13 protein-coding genes are annotated in these 13890 nt (G+C 65.6%); 1 reads left to right on the forward strand and 12 read right to left on the reverse strand.

Features of this window, described 5'->3' with window-relative positions:
• Positions 1-9: 9 nt before the first annotated feature.
• The 11 genes from ilvA to VQ067_RS19365 all read right to left on the reverse strand — a co-directional run bounded on the left by ilvA (position 10) and on the right by VQ067_RS19365 (position 12712).
• Positions 10-1557, reverse strand: coding sequence for a threonine ammonia-lyase, biosynthetic (ilvA, locus tag VQ067_RS19315; RefSeq protein ID WP_003082739.1), 1548 nt, complete (start codon positions 1555-1557; stop codon positions 10-12).
• The gene (locus VQ067_RS19320) at positions 1554-1961 is read right to left on the reverse strand and encodes a YybH family protein (protein WP_003133421.1); all 408 of its coding nucleotides are present in this window, start codon (positions 1959-1961) and stop codon (positions 1554-1556) included. The genes ilvA and VQ067_RS19320 overlap by 4 nt, the downstream gene beginning before the upstream one ends.
• A 265-nt stretch (positions 1962-2226) precedes the next feature.
• A complete protein-coding gene (locus tag VQ067_RS19325) occupies positions 2227-2739 on the reverse strand; it encodes a prealbumin-like fold domain-containing protein (protein ID WP_003082734.1) in 513 nt (170 codons plus the stop codon).
• 59 nt (positions 2740-2798) lie between these two features.
• Positions 2799-3131, reverse strand: coding sequence for a DUF883 family protein (locus VQ067_RS19330; RefSeq protein WP_003082731.1), 333 nt, complete (start codon positions 3129-3131; stop codon positions 2799-2801).
• Between the two features lie 128 nt (positions 3132-3259).
• Positions 3260-5458, reverse strand: coding sequence for a TonB-dependent receptor (locus VQ067_RS19335; protein ID WP_003145267.1), 2199 nt, complete (start codon positions 5456-5458; stop codon positions 3260-3262).
• A 238-nt stretch (positions 5459-5696) separates the two neighbouring features.
• Positions 5697-6587: a heme o synthase gene (gene cyoE, locus VQ067_RS19340; RefSeq protein WP_003082726.1), complete on the reverse strand. Its 891-nt coding sequence runs from the start codon at positions 6585-6587 to the stop codon at positions 5697-5699.
• A gap of 10 nt (positions 6588-6597) precedes the next feature.
• Positions 6598-6933 carry a cytochrome o ubiquinol oxidase subunit IV gene (cyoD, locus tag VQ067_RS19345; protein WP_003109258.1) on the reverse strand — a complete coding sequence of 112 codons (336 nt, stop codon included), beginning with the start codon at positions 6931-6933 and terminating at the stop codon, positions 6598-6600.
• On the reverse strand, positions 6933-7562 hold the full coding sequence (gene cyoC / locus VQ067_RS19350) for a cytochrome o ubiquinol oxidase subunit III (RefSeq protein WP_003086858.1): 630 nt from the start codon (positions 7560-7562) through the stop codon (positions 6933-6935). The genes cyoD and cyoC overlap by 1 nt, the downstream gene beginning before the upstream one ends.
• Positions 7563-7565: 3 nt before the next feature.
• Positions 7566-9542, reverse strand: coding sequence for a cytochrome o ubiquinol oxidase subunit I (gene cyoB / locus VQ067_RS19355; protein WP_003082705.1), 1977 nt, complete (start codon positions 9540-9542; stop codon positions 7566-7568).
• A 6-nt stretch (positions 9543-9548) separates the two neighbouring features.
• A complete protein-coding gene (gene cyoA, locus VQ067_RS19360) occupies positions 9549-10544 on the reverse strand; it encodes a ubiquinol oxidase subunit II (RefSeq protein WP_003082702.1) in 996 nt (331 codons plus the stop codon).
• A gap of 626 nt (positions 10545-11170) precedes the next feature.
• Positions 11171-12712 (reverse strand): MFS transporter, encoded by a 1542-nt coding sequence (locus VQ067_RS19365; RefSeq protein WP_003112370.1) that lies wholly within the window; start codon positions 12710-12712, stop codon positions 11171-11173.
• Between the two features lie 157 nt (positions 12713-12869).
• Between VQ067_RS19365 and VQ067_RS19370 the strand changes: the two genes are divergently transcribed.
• Positions 12870-13484 carry a TetR/AcrR family transcriptional regulator gene (locus tag VQ067_RS19370; protein WP_003082696.1) on the forward strand — a complete coding sequence of 205 codons (615 nt, stop codon included), beginning with the start codon at positions 12870-12872 and terminating at the stop codon, positions 13482-13484.
• 7 nt (positions 13485-13491) lie between these two features.
• Here the strand turns inward: VQ067_RS19370 and VQ067_RS19375 are convergent, their stop codons facing one another.
• Positions 13492-13878 (reverse strand): DUF4440 domain-containing protein, encoded by a 387-nt coding sequence (locus VQ067_RS19375; RefSeq protein ID WP_003082694.1) that lies wholly within the window; start codon positions 13876-13878, stop codon positions 13492-13494.
• Between the last annotated feature and the right edge of the window lie 12 nt (positions 13879-13890).

A 13890-nucleotide genomic window follows, 5' to 3' on the forward strand; every position in this document is an offset into this window, starting at 1 on the left:
CCGCGCAGCTCAACCGGCGAACAGCCGGTAGGCCGGGTTGTGGGTTTCCTCCCAGTACGGATAGCCGATGGCTTGCAACGCCGCCTCCAGCTCGCCGCGCTCCTCGTCCGGCACCTGCAATCCGGCCAGCACCCGACCGTCGGCGGCGCCGTGGTTGCGGTAGTGGAACAGGCTGATGTTCCAGCGCGAGCCGAGCTTGTCGAGGAAGTTCAGCAAGGCCCCGGGGCGTTCGGGAAACTCGAAGCGGAACAGCCGCTCGCGGCGCACCTCGGTACCGTGGCCGCCAACCATGTGGCGGATGTGCAGCTTGGCCATCTCGTTGTCGGTCAGGTCGAGTACCGGGAAGCCCTGCTCGCGCAGGCCGGCGAGCAGGTCGGCGCGGCTGTCGGTGAGCGGATGGGTCTGCACGCCGACGAACAGGTGGGCCTGGCGGTCGCTGTGGTAGCGGTAGTTGAACTCGGTGATCTGGCGCCGGCCCAGCGCCGCGCAGAAGGCCTTGAAGCTGCCCGGCCGCTCGGCCACGGTGACGGCGATGATCGCTTCGCGCTGTTCGCCCAGTTCGGCGCGCTCGGCAACGTGGCGCAGGCGGTCGAAGTTGATGTTGGCACCGGAGTCGATGGCCACCAGGGTCTGCCCCTCGGTGCGTTCGCGGGCCACGTACTTCTTGATCCCCGCTACGGCCAGGGCGCCGGCCGGCTCGGTGATCGAACGGGTGTCGTCGTAGATGTCCTTGATCGCCGCGCAGATTTCGTCGCTGCCGACGGTGATCACCTCGTCGACATGGTCCTTGCAGACCTCGAAGTTGCAAGCGCCGATCTGCGCCACCGCCACCCCGTCGGCGAACAGCCCGACCTGGCCCAGCACCACCCGTTCGCCGGCGGCCAGCGCCGCCTGCAGGCAGTTGGAATCCTCCGGCTCGACGCCGATCACGCGAATATCCGGACGCAGGTGCTTGACGTAGGCGGCGATCCCGGCGATCAGGCTGCCGCCGCCGACCGGCACGAAGATCGCGTCGAGGCGGCCGCTGTGCTGGCGGAGGATCTCCATCGCCACCGTGCCCTGTCCGGCGATCACGTCCGGATCGTCGTAGGGTGGGACGAAGGTCATGCCTTCGCGCTCGGCCAGTTGCAGGGCATGGGCCAGCGCATCGGGGAAGGCGTCGCCGTGCAGCAACGCCTCGCCGCCGCGCGCCAGCACGCCCTTGACCTTGAGCTCGGGAGTGGTGCGCGGCATCACGATCACCGCCCGCACGCCCAGGCGCTGCGCCGCCAGGGCCAGGCCCTGGGCATGGTTGCCGGCGGAGGCGGTGATCACCCCGCGGGCCTTCTGCTCGTCGCTCAGGCGCGCGACACGGGTGTAGGCGCCGCGGATCTTGAAGGAGAACACCGGCTGCAGGTCCTCGCGCTTGAGCAGCACCCGGTTGCCCAGGCGCTGGGACAACTGCGGCGCGACCTGCAAGGGGGTTTCCACGGCGACGTCGTACACTGGCGCGGCCAGGATGCTTTCCACGTAGCCGGCCAGCAGGGGTTTGCTTGCGCTGAGGGTCGAGGCGCTCATCGGCTGGCCTCCGCGCTCGCCGCCACCGAGGCCAGCAGGTCGGTGCCGTAGGAGTTGTCCACCGCGCAGCGCCACTGGCCATCGGCCTCCTGGCGGAACACGTAGGTGGCCCGACGTTGCAGGCGTCCGGCCTTCGACTCGATCAGCGCCTCGGCCATGACCAGCGCCGTATCTCCCGCCTCGATCACCCGCAGGTCGTGCTGGCGCACTCGCAGGCTGTGCTCGAAGTGCCGGGCGATGGCGTCGAACGCCTGGCGGATCTGCGCCTTGCCGCAGGCGTTGAGGCCCGGCTTGACCACCAGGGTGGCGTCGTCGCAGTAGAAATCCATCAGGGCATCGAACTGCCCGGCATTGATCAGGGCGTCGGCCCGGCCAACGAGGTTCTGGAGGGTCTGGTGCTGCATGCTGTTCTCCCGGTTCGGTGGTTTTGGCCCAGGAGACAGAACGAAGAACCCGCCTCGAGGGCGGGTTCGGAGTGGACGCTGGCTAACCCGCCATAGCTGGAATGGCGGTAATAATGCTGCGGCGGGTAAGCAGGGTCGCGAAGGTCATGGGTATCGAAACTACGGCGCAGGCCCGTTGGCTGTCAAGCGGTCCGGCCGCGCCGGCAGGAAAAAGCCCCTGCCGCGATGGCAGGGGCTTGCCGTTTTGGCCGAACACCGCCGGAGGTCAGCGGGTCAGCAGCACCTTCTGCGGCTGCGAGCCGCTCACGGTGACCAGCTTGGTGACGGTGCCGCCCTCGGTGATGGTCTTGCCATCGCTCTGGGCGCTCCAAGTCAGCTCGCTGGAAATGTAGTAGGTGCCGTTGGGGATGTGGTCGAAGTCGAAGCGACCGTTCTGGTCGGTGGTCGCCTCGCGCACGTAGGTGGCGCGTCGCGGGTCGAGCACCGGCGGTTGCACGTCGGGATCGCGCTTGGCGGCATCGAGGTTGCCGAACTTCGCGTAGTAGGCCTTCATGTAGCTGGTCGCCGGCTCCAGGGTGACCTTGGTGTTGGTCCCCTTCTGGATCGCACCCGACGCGCTGGTCAGGTACAGGTCGCCGTTGATCACGCCCTCGCCCACCTGCTGGGTCGCCGCGTATTCATGCTCCGGGAAATCCGGCAGGTCGTTGGGGTTGGAGGCGCAGGCCGCCAGGGCCACGGTCATGGCCAGGAGGCCGAGGTTCTTCTTGATCGAAAGCATGGGCAATTCCTTTTTTCAAGCGAAGGTAACGAGTCCGTTGTGCGGCACCGACCGCGTGCTCAGGAGCGGCGCCCGAGCAGGAAGCCGGCGAGCAGGCCCACCGCGGTGGTGATGGCCACGGTCTGCCAGGGATTGGCGCCGATATAGCTTTCCGTCGCATCCACCGCGTGGCGGCTGCGTTCGGCCACGGCGCTACCGCCCTTGCCGAGGGCATCGTTGGCCTTCTCCAGCAGCGCGCCGATCCGCGCACGGGCGCTGTCGGCCTTGTCGCCGGCGAAGGCGGCGCTGTCGGCGAGCATGCTGTTGGCTTCGGAGAGCAGTTCCTGCAGCTCGCTGTAGCTCTGGTGCTGGATCTGCTCGAGGTTGTCTTTCACTGCGTTTTTGCGTGCCATCGAAGAGGCTCCCTGAAAAATGACTTGCAAAGGAGTTGATAGGCGCCGCAGTGAAAAAGTTCAGAGGAAATCGCCGAGAAGAACCGGCGCCCAGGCAGTGGGCGCCGGCTTCCATGGCCTGCCTGCCGTCAGAACGCGTAGATCGCCGAAAGAATCGCCGTGCGACCGTCGCCATACTCGATGGCCGAGGAGCGCGACTGATTGCCGTACACCTGGCGCACCCGCTCGACGTAGGCCTTGTCGAACAGGTTGTCGAGGTTGAGTTGCAGTTTCAGGTCGCGCGTCGCCTGGTAGCCGAGCATCATGTTGTGCACCCAGTAGGCATCCAGCTTGCCGTTGTCCACCGAGGTGACGTTGCGCTGGCTGACATAGCGTGCGCCATAGCCCAGGGTCACGCCCTCGGGCAGTTCGTAGGTGCTCCAGAGGCTCAACGAGCGCGGCGGGGTATTGCCCAGGGCCTGTCCCTCGCGCTGCGGGTTGCTGGATTTCAGGGTTTCGCTGTCGAGGTAGGTGTAGGTGGCGAAGAGGTCCCAGTGCTCGTTCAGCTTGCCGCTGGCGCTCAGCTCCAGGCCACGCACGCGCTGTTCGCCGGCAAGCACGTAGCTGCCGTCGGCCAGGCGTTCGCGGGCGTCTTCCTTCTTCACCTGGAACAGCGCCGCGTCCAGCTCCAGGCGCCGTCCGAGGAACTCCCACTTGGTGCCCAGCTCGTAGGTGCTGTTCTTCTCCGGCGCCAGGCCTCCGGTCGCCTCGGTCACGCCCGAGCCGGTGGTGACCAGGTGTTCCGCCGAGGGGTTGAAGGAGGTGCCGTAGGAGACGTACACCCGCCCGTTCTCCAGCGGCTTGAATACCAGCCCCGCCCGTGTGCTCAGCTTGCCGTCGGAACTGTCGGCGCGCACCGTCGGCTTGCCTGAGGGCGTGCTCCGCGAGGTGCCGTCGATCCAGTCGTAGCGCAGGCCCAGGCTGAGGTCCCAGCGCTCGTCCAGGGCGATGGTGTCGAAGGCGTACAGCGCCTTGACCTCCAGTTCGGTCCGGTTGCGCGCGCTGTCGCGCTTGTCGGTGGGGCCGTTCCAGTAGCCCGGCGGGTTGTGCAGGTCGAAGCCGTTGGCCGGGTAGAACTTGCCCAGGTTGTAGGAGTAGGTGGTGCGGTCGTAGGTCTCGCGGGACAGCTCGAAGCCGCCGATCAGCGTATGCGCCAGGCCGAAGGTATCGAAGCGGCCGGTGAGGTTGGTCTGGTTGATCCACATCCGCGTCTTCGAATCGCGCCCGTAGGCTTGCGGTCCCGCCGGCAGGTAGCGACCCGGCGGCAGGCCCTTCTGGTTGACGTGGGAGGCGGAGATCACCGTGTCCCGATGCAGGTGGGAATAGCGGATGAGGTTCTGCAACTGGAAGTCGTCGCTGAAATCGTGTTCGAGCTTGAGGGTGGCGACGTCGTTGTCGATCCGTTCCTCGTCCAGGTTGCGCCAGCCGAAATAATCGTGGCGGCTGACGCCGTCCAGCTTGCGCCCGTTCAGCGCCGGCACGCCATAGTCGGGAAGGTTGTCGTCGCGTTGGTGGAAGTAGCTCAGGGTCAGGCGGGTCGGGGTGTCCAGGCCGAAGGTCAGGGATGGCGCGATGCCCCAGCGCTGCTTGTCGATCTGTTCGCGCCCGGCGACATCGTTGTGGTGGGCCATGAGGTTGAGGCGGAAGGCGGTCGACTCGCCGAGCCCTTCCAGCGGCTGGTTGGTGTCCAGGGTCAGGCGCCGGTAGCGGTCCGTGCCCAGCCCGGCGCCCAGGTGGGTGAAGGCTTCGGCCTTGGGCTGCTTGCTGACCATGTTGATGCTGCCGCCGCTGGTGCCGGCGCCGCCGAACACCGAGTTCGGTCCCTTGATCACTTCCACCGCCTCCAGGTTGAACAGGTCGCTGCGGCTGGTCTGGGCGCTGTCGCGCAGCCCGTCCACCTGCATGTTGGCGTTGGCGCTGAAGCCGCGGATGTTGATGCTGTCGCCGGAACCGCCGCCGCCTTCGCCGGCGTTGAAGGTGATGCCGGAGACGTTGGACAGCACCTGGCGCAGGCTCAGGGCGTTCTGCTCCTGGATCACCTTTTGCGGCACCACCGTGACGGTCTGCGGGGTATCCAGCAGCGGCACGGCGTACTTGGCCGAGGCCGAGCGTTCGACCCTGGACGAGGCCTGCTCGCCGGTGACCGTGTCGGCTCCCAGTTCCAGGGGATCGTCCTTGCGCGCCGCGTCCTCGGCCAGGGCCGGCGAGGAGCAGGCGGCCATCAACAGCATCAGCGGCGCCAGCGGGCGTTTGGTGGGCAAGGGGGACGGCTCGTTGCGACGATCCATGAAGTACTCCATCTTGGTTATTGAGAATCATTGGTATTTGATTGATGGAGGGTTTTTTTCACAAGCCGGACAGCTCCGAAAAAGCTCCCGGAAAAATCTGATAACCAACGGCAGAGTCCCGGAACAGAGGGCTCGCCGCGCGGCCCTTCTGCCAGGCGGCGTCCGCATCCCTGCCATCGCGCAGACAAAAAAAAGCCCCGCCAATCGACCGGCGGGGCTTTCCCTAAAGCGTGTCGCCTCAGAACAGCGAGGCGACCAGATGGGTGGCGGGCGCCACCTGGAAGTCGATGGACATCATCACGCTCAGCGCGGTGATGGCGACGATGGAGAAGGCGAACAGCTTGCGCGCCCAGACCCGGTCGTCGGCGGTCCAGTAGCCGGTCAGGGCGATGGCCAGCCACCACAGGCTCACCGCCACCGCCACCAGCAGGTAGCCGTAGCCGGCGTAGCCGCCCAGGCACAAGGCGAGGGTCGCCGCCATGAAGGCGAGGATGTAGAGCACGATGTGGATCTTGGTCACCGCGATGCCGCGCGCCACCGGCAGCACCGGGATGCCAGCCGCCTCGTAGTCCTTCAGGCGGAAGATGGCGATGGCATAGGAGTGCGGCATCTGCCACAGGCAGAAGATCGCCAGCAGCGAGGCGGCGCCGGCGTCGAACTGGCCGCTCACCGCGCAGTAGCCGACCACCGGCGGCATCGCCCCGGAGAGGCTGCCGACCAGCGTGCCGTACTGCGAACGACGCTTGAACCACAGGCTGTACAGGCCGACGTAGACGAAGTAGCCGAAGCCGGCCAGCGCGGTGGTCAGCGGGTTGGTCCGCCACCACAGCAGGCCGAAGCCGGCGACCCCGAGGACCAGGCCGTGGGCCAGGGCAGCCTTCAGCGAGATCTGCCCGGTCACGGTGACTCGCCCGCGGGTCCGCTCCATGTGCCGGTCGATGTCGCGGTCGATGCAGTTGTTCAGTACGCACCCACTGGCGACCACCAGCGACAGGCCGATGACCGTGGCCAGCAACAGCATCGGCTCGACGCTGCCGCGGGCGGCGAGGAAGTATCCCCCCGCCACCGCGATCAGGTTGCCGAAGATGATTCCCGGCTTGGCCACCAGGAGATAGCGTTTCAGCTTCACGTCATGGCCCTCAGGGCATCGGCATCATCAGCATGTCGGCGCTGAAGATGATCCACAGCGAGAGACCGACCACCAGCAGGATGACGATCACCGTGAAGATGAACGCCATCACGTTCCAGCGCCCTTCCGACGACATGTTCATGTGCAGGAAGCAGATCAGGTGCACCACCACTTGCACCAGGCCGAGGACGACCATGGTGAGGATGGTCGCGTGGCGCGAGAAGCCACCGTCCATGACCATGTAGAACGGGATCGCGGTGAGGATCACCGAGAGCACGAAGCCGATCGCGTAGGAACCCAGGCTGCCGTGGCCGGCGCCGTGGTTGTCGTGTGCAGCGCTGCTCATTACAGGGCCCCCATCAGGTAGACGACGGTGAAGACGCAGATCCAGACGATGTCGAGGAAGTGCCAGAACAGGCTCAGGCACATCATCCGGGTGTTGTTCTGCGCGGTGAGGCCGCGGGTCCAGATCTGCGCCATCAGCACCAGCATCCACAGCAGACCGGCGCTGACGTGCAGGCCGTGCATGCCGACCAGGGTGAAGAAGGACGACAGGAAGGCGCTGCGGCTCGGGCCGAAACCTTCGGCGATCAGGTGGTGGAACTCGTTGATCTCCATGCCGATGAACGCGGCGCCGAGCAGGAAGGTGACCCCGAGCCAGGCGATCGCCTGGCCCTTGGCGCCCTTGTGCGCAGAGAGCATGGCCAGGCCGTAGGTGCAGCTGGAAACCAGCAGGATGGCGGTTTCCACCAGCACGTAGGGCAGCTCGAAGATGTCCTTGCCGCTGGGGCCGCCGGCGGTGTGGTGAACCAGCACCGCGTAGGTGGCGAAGACGCTGGCGAACAGCACGCAGTCGGTCATCAGGTAGAGCCAGAAACCGAAGACGGTGTTGCCGCCGCTATCGTGTGCATGATCGTGGTCGTGGCCCACTTCGTGGGCGTCGGCCAGATGCTTGTTCAATACTGCCGTCGACATGGTTCAGACCTGCTTGGCGAGTTGCTGGAAACGGGCGCTTTCGATCTTCTCGATCTCTTCGGGCTGGACGTAGTAGTCGACGTCCTGGTTGTAGCTGCGCACGATGAAGGAGCCGATCATGCCGACGAAGCCGACCGCCATGAGCCACCAGATATGCCAGATGGCGGCGAAGCCGAAGACGAAGGCGAACACGGCGATGGAGAAGCCCGCGGCGGTGTTCTTCGGCATGTGGATCGGCTGGTAGGCCGGCAGCTTGCGGTAGGCGGTACCGGCCTTCTTCATGTCGTGGAAGGCATCCACGTCCTGTACCTTCGGCAGCTCGGCGAAGTTGTAGAACGGCGGCGGCGAGGAAGTGGCCCATTCCAGGGTGCGGCCTTCCCACGGGTCGCCATTGACGTCGGCCAGTTGCTTGCGGTTGCGGACCGAGACGAACAGCTGGATCAGTTGGCAGGCGATGCCGCAGAAGATCAGCACGGCGCCGAAGAACGCGACCACCAGGTAGGGCTTCCACAGCGGGTTGTCGTAGTGGTTCAGGCGACGGGTCATGCCCATGAAGCCGAGGATGTAGAGCGGCATGAAGGCCATGTAGAAGCCCACCAGCCAGCACCAGAAGGAACGCTTGCCCCACTTCTCGTCGAGGGTGAAGCCGAACGCTTTCGGGAACCAGAAGGCGAAGCCGGCCAGGTAGCCGAATACCGCGCCGCCGATGATGGTGTTGTGGAAGTGGGCGATCAGGAACAGGCTGTTGTGCAGCAGGAAGTCCGCGCCCGGGATGGCCAGCAGGACGCCGGTCATGCCGCCGATGGTGAAGGTCACCATGAAGCCCAGGGTCCACAGGATCGGCGTGCTGAAGCGCAGGCGGCCCTTGTAGATGGTGAACAGCCAGTTGAACAGCTTCACCCCGGTGGGGATCGAGATCAGCATGGTGGCCACGCCGAAGAAGCCGTTGACGTCACCGCCCGAACCCATGGTGAAGAAGTGGTGCAGCCACACGGTGAAGCCGAGGAAGGTGATCGCGGCGCTGGCCCAGACCATCGACTTGTAGCCGAACATGCGCTTGCCGGCGAAGGTCGCGGTGACCTCGGAGAAGATACCGAAGGCCGGCAGGATCAGGATGTACACCTCGGGATGGCCCCAGGCCCAGAAGAGGTTGATGTACATCATGGCGTTGCCGCCGAGCTCGTTGGTGAAGAAGTGCATGTCCAGGTAGCGGTCGAGCGACAGCAGGCCCAGCGCAGCGGTGAGGATCGGGAACGAGGCGACGATCAGGATGTTGGCGAAGGTGCAGGTCCAGGTGAAGATCGGCATCTGCATCAGCTTCATGCCCGGGGCACGCATCTTGAACACGGTGACCAGGAAGTTGATCCCCGTGAGCAACGTGCCCATCCCGGATATCTGTAGCGCCCAGATGTAGTAGTCCACCCCTACCCCGGGGCTATAGGCCAGCTCCGACAGCGGCGGATAGGCCACCCAGCCGGTACGGGCGAATTCGCCCAGGCCCAGCGACACGTTGACCAGCATGGCGCTGACCACGAGCAGCCAGAAGCTCAGCGAGTTGAGGAAGGGGAACGCCACGTCGCGCGCGCCGATCTGCAGCGGCACGGCCAGGTTCATCAGGCCGGTCATGAACGGCATGGCCATGAAGATGATCATGATCACGCCATGCGCGGTGAAGATCTGGTCGTAGTGCTCCGGCGGCAGGTAGCCGTGGTTGGCGCCTTCGGCCAGGGCCAGCTGGCCGCGCATCATGATCGCGTCGGCGAAGCCGCGGACCAGCATGACCAGGGCGACGACGATGTACATCACGCCGATCTTCTTGTGGTCGACCGAGGTCAGCCACTCGGTCCACAGGTAGGTCCACTTGCGGTAGTAGGTGATCGCACCGACCACGCCGAGGCCCAGCAGGGCGACGACGGCCAGTGTGACCATGACGATGGGCTCGTGGTAAGGCACGGCCGAGAGTGTCAGTTTCCCGAACATCTGCGCTTACTCCTGGGTACTCGGTTGCATGTGCATGTCCTTCATGTCTTTCATGCCCTGCATGGCTTGCATGTCCATGTCCTGCATGTCGTGACCGGTCATGGCGGCTTCGTGCTCAGCCCCGGCGTGCTCGCCGTGCGCGGCACCCTTGGCGTCGCCGTGGTGCTCGTACTTGGTGAGGATGTGGCCAAACAGTTCCGGGCTGACCGAAGAGAAGTAGGTCGGCGGAACGTTCTCGCTCGGCTTGACCAGTTCCGGATAGGTGCCGATCGACAGGCTGGCCGGTGCCGCCTTGACCTTGGCGACCCAGTCCTGGAAGCCCTGCTCGGAGGTGGCGATGGCCTTGAAGCGCATGCCGGAGAAACCGCCGCCGCTGTAGTTCGCGGAGATACCGTCGAACACGCCTTCTTCGTTGGCGATCAGGTGCAGCTTGGTCATCATCCCGGCCATCGAGTAGATCTGGCTGCCCAGCTGCGGGATGAAGAACGAGTTCATCACCGAATCCGAGGTGATCTGGAAATTCACCGGGGTGTCTTTCGGGAAGGCGATCTCGTTGACCGTGGCGATACCCTGCTCCGGGTAGATGAACAACCACTTCCAGTCCAGCGAAACGGCCTGGATGGTGACCGGCTTGACCTCGGAGTCCAGCGGACGGTACGGGTCGAGCTTGTGGGTGCTTTCCCAGGTGATCCAGCCGAGGATCGCGATGATCACGCAGGGCACCAGCCAGACCACCGCCTCGATGCGGTTGGAGTGGTGCCAGTCCGGCTTGTACTCGGCCTGGGTGTTCGAGGCGCGGTACTTCCAGGCGAACGCCAGGGTCATCACGATCACCGGGATGACCACGATCAGCATCAGCAGGGTCGCGGTAATGATCAGGGTGCGCTCGTCCATGCCCACCTGCCCTTTCGGGTTGAACAGGGTCATGTCGCAGCCGCCGAGCAGCAGCGCGGGCGCCAGGGAAAGCCATTTCAATGCGGCAAACGGGTTTGCTTTGGTCATCTTCCGGCCTTAATCGATGGAAGGAGCGAGTGGTCGCTCATGGATGTCTCCTTGCAAGGCTTGTGGCGGAGACCGCTGGCTTCAGCCAGTTCCAGACATGCAGTCGCCGCCGGGGTACGGAACGGCCATTGCCCGGCCACGGGAGAAGGCAAGCGGATACCTTTCCCGATTCCGGTGGCGGACTCGTTCCACGCGCTGAGTCGTTCCTTGATGAACAGCGTTTTCGAAGCTGTGCCGGAAGAGGCCAAGGGCGGCCAAGGCACGTGCATGCCTGGGCGAGAAGGATTGCCCTTCCCGCCGGGTGATCAGGTCGCAGTTATCGGTCGGCTATTTGTTGTGCAACAGGCAAGGCAGGAACCCATTTATCGCGATGCGGAGCAGAGACTCGCGCGACGCTCGTTGGACCGAAACTGAGCGTCAGTTATTACAATTCATTTCAGCTGAGGAGCCTATGACACATCTTGCAATAGACTTTCTCAAACATAGATAAAGTAGGGCTTTTACCTGCCTGCGACAGGTTGTCGCAGGCCATACCCTAGCACAACAGTTGGAATACGCGAATATTCTTCGCTTCGAGCAGCATAACGCAAGGAAATCGCCCCCACGCCAGCATCGTGACCCGAGAGTCAGTGTCTATCGGCCTGCAACTGTACCCCTGCCGTTCGTCCAGATGCGCCAACTGTATCCGCCGCCGGGCCGGCGCTAACGCGCAGGCGCCAGAGCAGCGCGGCGGCCAGCAGGGCGCTGGCTCCGGCCACCAGCATAGCCAGACGGAAGCCCTCGGCCAGCGCGGCCGGCAGCTCGGCGTCGAGCCCCGCCAGGGAACCAGGCAAGCGATGGGCCGTGACCGCCTGGGTGGCGAGCCGTTGCGCATCGGCAATCCCCAGCCCCTCCAGCCGATCGCCCAGGACGACGATCGCCCGCCCGCTCAGCAGCGCTCCCAGCAACGCGATGCCGACGGCCATGCCGGCCTGGCGCAGGGTATTCATGGTCGCCGAGGCCATCCCGGAACGCTCGCGGGCCACGCTCGCCATGACCGCCAGACCGGTGCCGGGAACGGCCAGGCCCATGCCCAGGCCGAGCGCCACCAGCAACAGGCCGACCCAGGGATACGCGGTTCCCGTACCGCAAGCGGCCAGCGCCAGCATGGCCAGGCCGATCACCAGGTAGCCCAGCACCAGCAGGCGTCGCAGCGGTACGTGCCGCTGCAACCGGCCGAACAGCATGGACAGTGCGCCCATGGCGAGGAACTGCGGCGCCAGGTAGAAGCCGGCCTGCTGCGCCGAGGCACCCTGCACCTGCTGGAAGAACAGGGAGAGGAAGAACAGGCTGGCGTAGCCGGAAAACCCGAGGACGAACGAGGCCAGGTTGCAGACGGCGAACCCGGCCTGGCGGAACAACCCCAGGGGCAGCAGCGGTCGGGCGGTCCGCCGCTCGACGAAGAGGAAGCCAAGCAGGCCGACCCCGGCCAGGAGCAGCGCCGGCCAGGCCGTGGGAGACAACCAGCCGCCCTCTCCCGCGGCGATCAGGGCGTAGGTCAACGCCCCCAGCCAGACCACGCTGAGCAGCTGCCCCAGGGGATCGAAGGCGGCGTGCTCGGGGTGCGCGGTTTCCTCGATGCCCCACAGGCCCAGGGCGAGCGCCAGCAGGCCGAGCGGCAGGTTGATCAGGAAGATGCTCTGCCAGCCGGCGTGCTCCACCAGCAGGCCGCCGAGCAGCGGGCCGAGGATCAGCGACAGCGCGCTGAAGGAGGTCCAGCCGCCGATCACCTGGGCGCGCTGGCCGGGATCGTGGAAAGCCTGGGTAAGGATCGACAGCGCGCCGGGTATCAACAGCGCCCCGGCGATGCCCTGGACCGCGCGTCCGAACAGCAGCAGCGGCAGCGAGGTGGCCAGCGCGCAGAGCAGCGAACCGAAGCTGAACAGGCCGACCCCGAGCAGCCAGGTCAGCTTGCGACCGTAGCGGTCGCTCAGCGGTCCGGAAGACAGCATGAAGGCGCTCAGGCACAGCGCATAGGCGTCGACCACCCACTGCAGGCCGGCCAGGTCGGTATCCAGGGCGTACTGCAGCGTCGGCAGGGCGAGGTTGACGATGCTGATGTCGAGCGAGGCGATGAAGGTTCCCAGGTAAATGGCGGCGACCAGGGCGACACGACGCGAAGGGTTCATGGAGTACTCCGATGAGAGGGCGCTGGCCCAGGAATAATCCATTGACCGACGGTCAGTCAATAAATATCGCGAAACATTCTCATCTTCCTGTCATGCCTCGTCTTCCCCTCCACGCTCTTTTACACTGCGGCCAACCCAACCACCGGATCCGCGCTCCATGCCCGATCGCCACGCCGAACAGCCTGCCCGCCAACCGCGCACCAAGCCTGCGGAGGTTCGTCTCGAGGAACTGATGGCGGCGGCGCAGCAACTGTTCCTAGACAAGGGTGTGGACGCCACCACCATCAGCGACATCGTCGCTGCCGCGGGGGTCGCCAAGGGTACCTTCTATCACTACTTCCAAGCCAAGACCGACATCCTCCTGGCCCTGCGCGAGCGCTTCACCCAGGCTTTCCAGCAGCGCATCGCGAATGCCGTCGAGGCCTGTCCGGCGAACGACCATCCCGGCCGCCTGCGCGCCTGGACCGAGAGCGGCCTGGCGGGCTACCTGGAGGGCTACCGGCTGCACGATGTGGTCTACAGCGAGCACCATCACCACCAGCGCGGCAACCAGGAGCGCGACCGCGTGCTGGAGCAATTGGCGGAGCTACTGGAGAACGGCGCGGCGGCCGGCGCCTGGCCGCTGCGCAACCCACGGCTGAACGCCCTGCTGCTCTACTCCGGGCTGCATGGCGCCGCCGACGACGCCATCGCCGGCGGCCGCCTGGATACCCAGCCGCTGGCCGGCGAACTCGCCGATGCCTTCCTGCGCCTGCTCGGTGCCAGCGACTGAGGCAGGCTCAGCCGCAGAAGGTTTCCTGCAGGTGGCGCCAGTACAGCCGCCCTTCGTCGTCACGGTGCAGGACTACGGTGGACAGGCGCTCGCTGCGACCCGCCGCGTCGGACTGGATTTCCCGATAGGCCAGGGTCGCGCCATCCACGCCTGAAGCCAGCAGACTCTCGCCGTCGATCTCGATGCGCAGCCCAGGACGGGTGCCGCCCTTGCTGCGGAACAGCTCGCCCAGAGCAGTCTTGTCCAGGACCACGCCATGCGGCGTGACCATCGAGAAGTCCTCGGCGAAACGCGCCATCAACGCATCCAGCGCGTCAGCCCGTGAGTCGCCGGCCAGCCAGTCGCGGATCGCCACGTGGGCATGGTGGATTTCCCGGCGGTAGGCACAAGTCATGGTGTAGCTCCT

It is taken from the genome of Pseudomonas sp. KBN12P06040, from assembly GCF_037574965.1.
Classification (GTDB): domain Bacteria; phylum Pseudomonadota; class Gammaproteobacteria; order Pseudomonadales; family Pseudomonadaceae; genus Pseudomonas; species Pseudomonas aeruginosa.

What these genes read in the sequence shown, in the direction of transcription:
- ilvA (WP_003082739.1), bottom strand. Translation starts at nt 1,557, where the DNA reads ATGAGCGCCTCGACCCTCAGCGCAAGCAAACCCCTGCTGGCCGGCTAC.
- VQ067_RS19320 (WP_003133421.1), bottom strand. Translation starts at nt 1,961, where the DNA reads ATGCAGCACCAGACCCTCCAGAACCTCGTTGGCCGGGCCGACGCCCTG.
- VQ067_RS19325 (WP_003082734.1), bottom strand. Translation starts at nt 2,739, where the DNA reads ATGCTTTCGATCAAGAAGAACCTCGGCCTCCTGGCCATGACCGTGGCC.
- VQ067_RS19330 (WP_003082731.1), bottom strand. Translation starts at nt 3,131, where the DNA reads ATGGCACGCAAAAACGCAGTGAAAGACAACCTCGAGCAGATCCAGCAC.
- VQ067_RS19335 (WP_003145267.1), bottom strand. Translation starts at nt 5,458, where the DNA reads ATGGATCGTCGCAACGAGCCGTCCCCCTTGCCCACCAAACGCCCGCTG.
- cyoD (WP_003109258.1), bottom strand. Translation starts at nt 6,933, where the DNA reads ATGAGCAGCGCTGCACACGACAACCACGGCGCCGGCCACGGCAGCCTG.
- cyoC (WP_003086858.1), bottom strand. Translation starts at nt 7,562, where the DNA reads ATGTCGACGGCAGTATTGAACAAGCATCTGGCCGACGCCCACGAAGTG.
- cyoB (WP_003082705.1), bottom strand. Translation starts at nt 9,542, where the DNA reads ATGTTCGGGAAACTGACACTCTCGGCCGTGCCTTACCACGAGCCCATC.
- cyoA (WP_003082702.1), bottom strand. Translation starts at nt 10,544, where the DNA reads ATGACCAAAGCAAACCCGTTTGCCGCATTGAAATGGCTTTCCCTGGCG.
- VQ067_RS19365 (WP_003112370.1), bottom strand. Translation starts at nt 12,712, where the DNA reads ATGAACCCTTCGCGTCGTGTCGCCCTGGTCGCCGCCATTTACCTGGGA.
- VQ067_RS19370 (WP_003082696.1), top strand. Translation starts at nt 12,870, where the DNA reads ATGCCCGATCGCCACGCCGAACAGCCTGCCCGCCAACCGCGCACCAAG.
- VQ067_RS19375 (WP_003082694.1), bottom strand. Translation starts at nt 13,878, where the DNA reads ATGACTTGTGCCTACCGCCGGGAAATCCACCATGCCCACGTGGCGATC.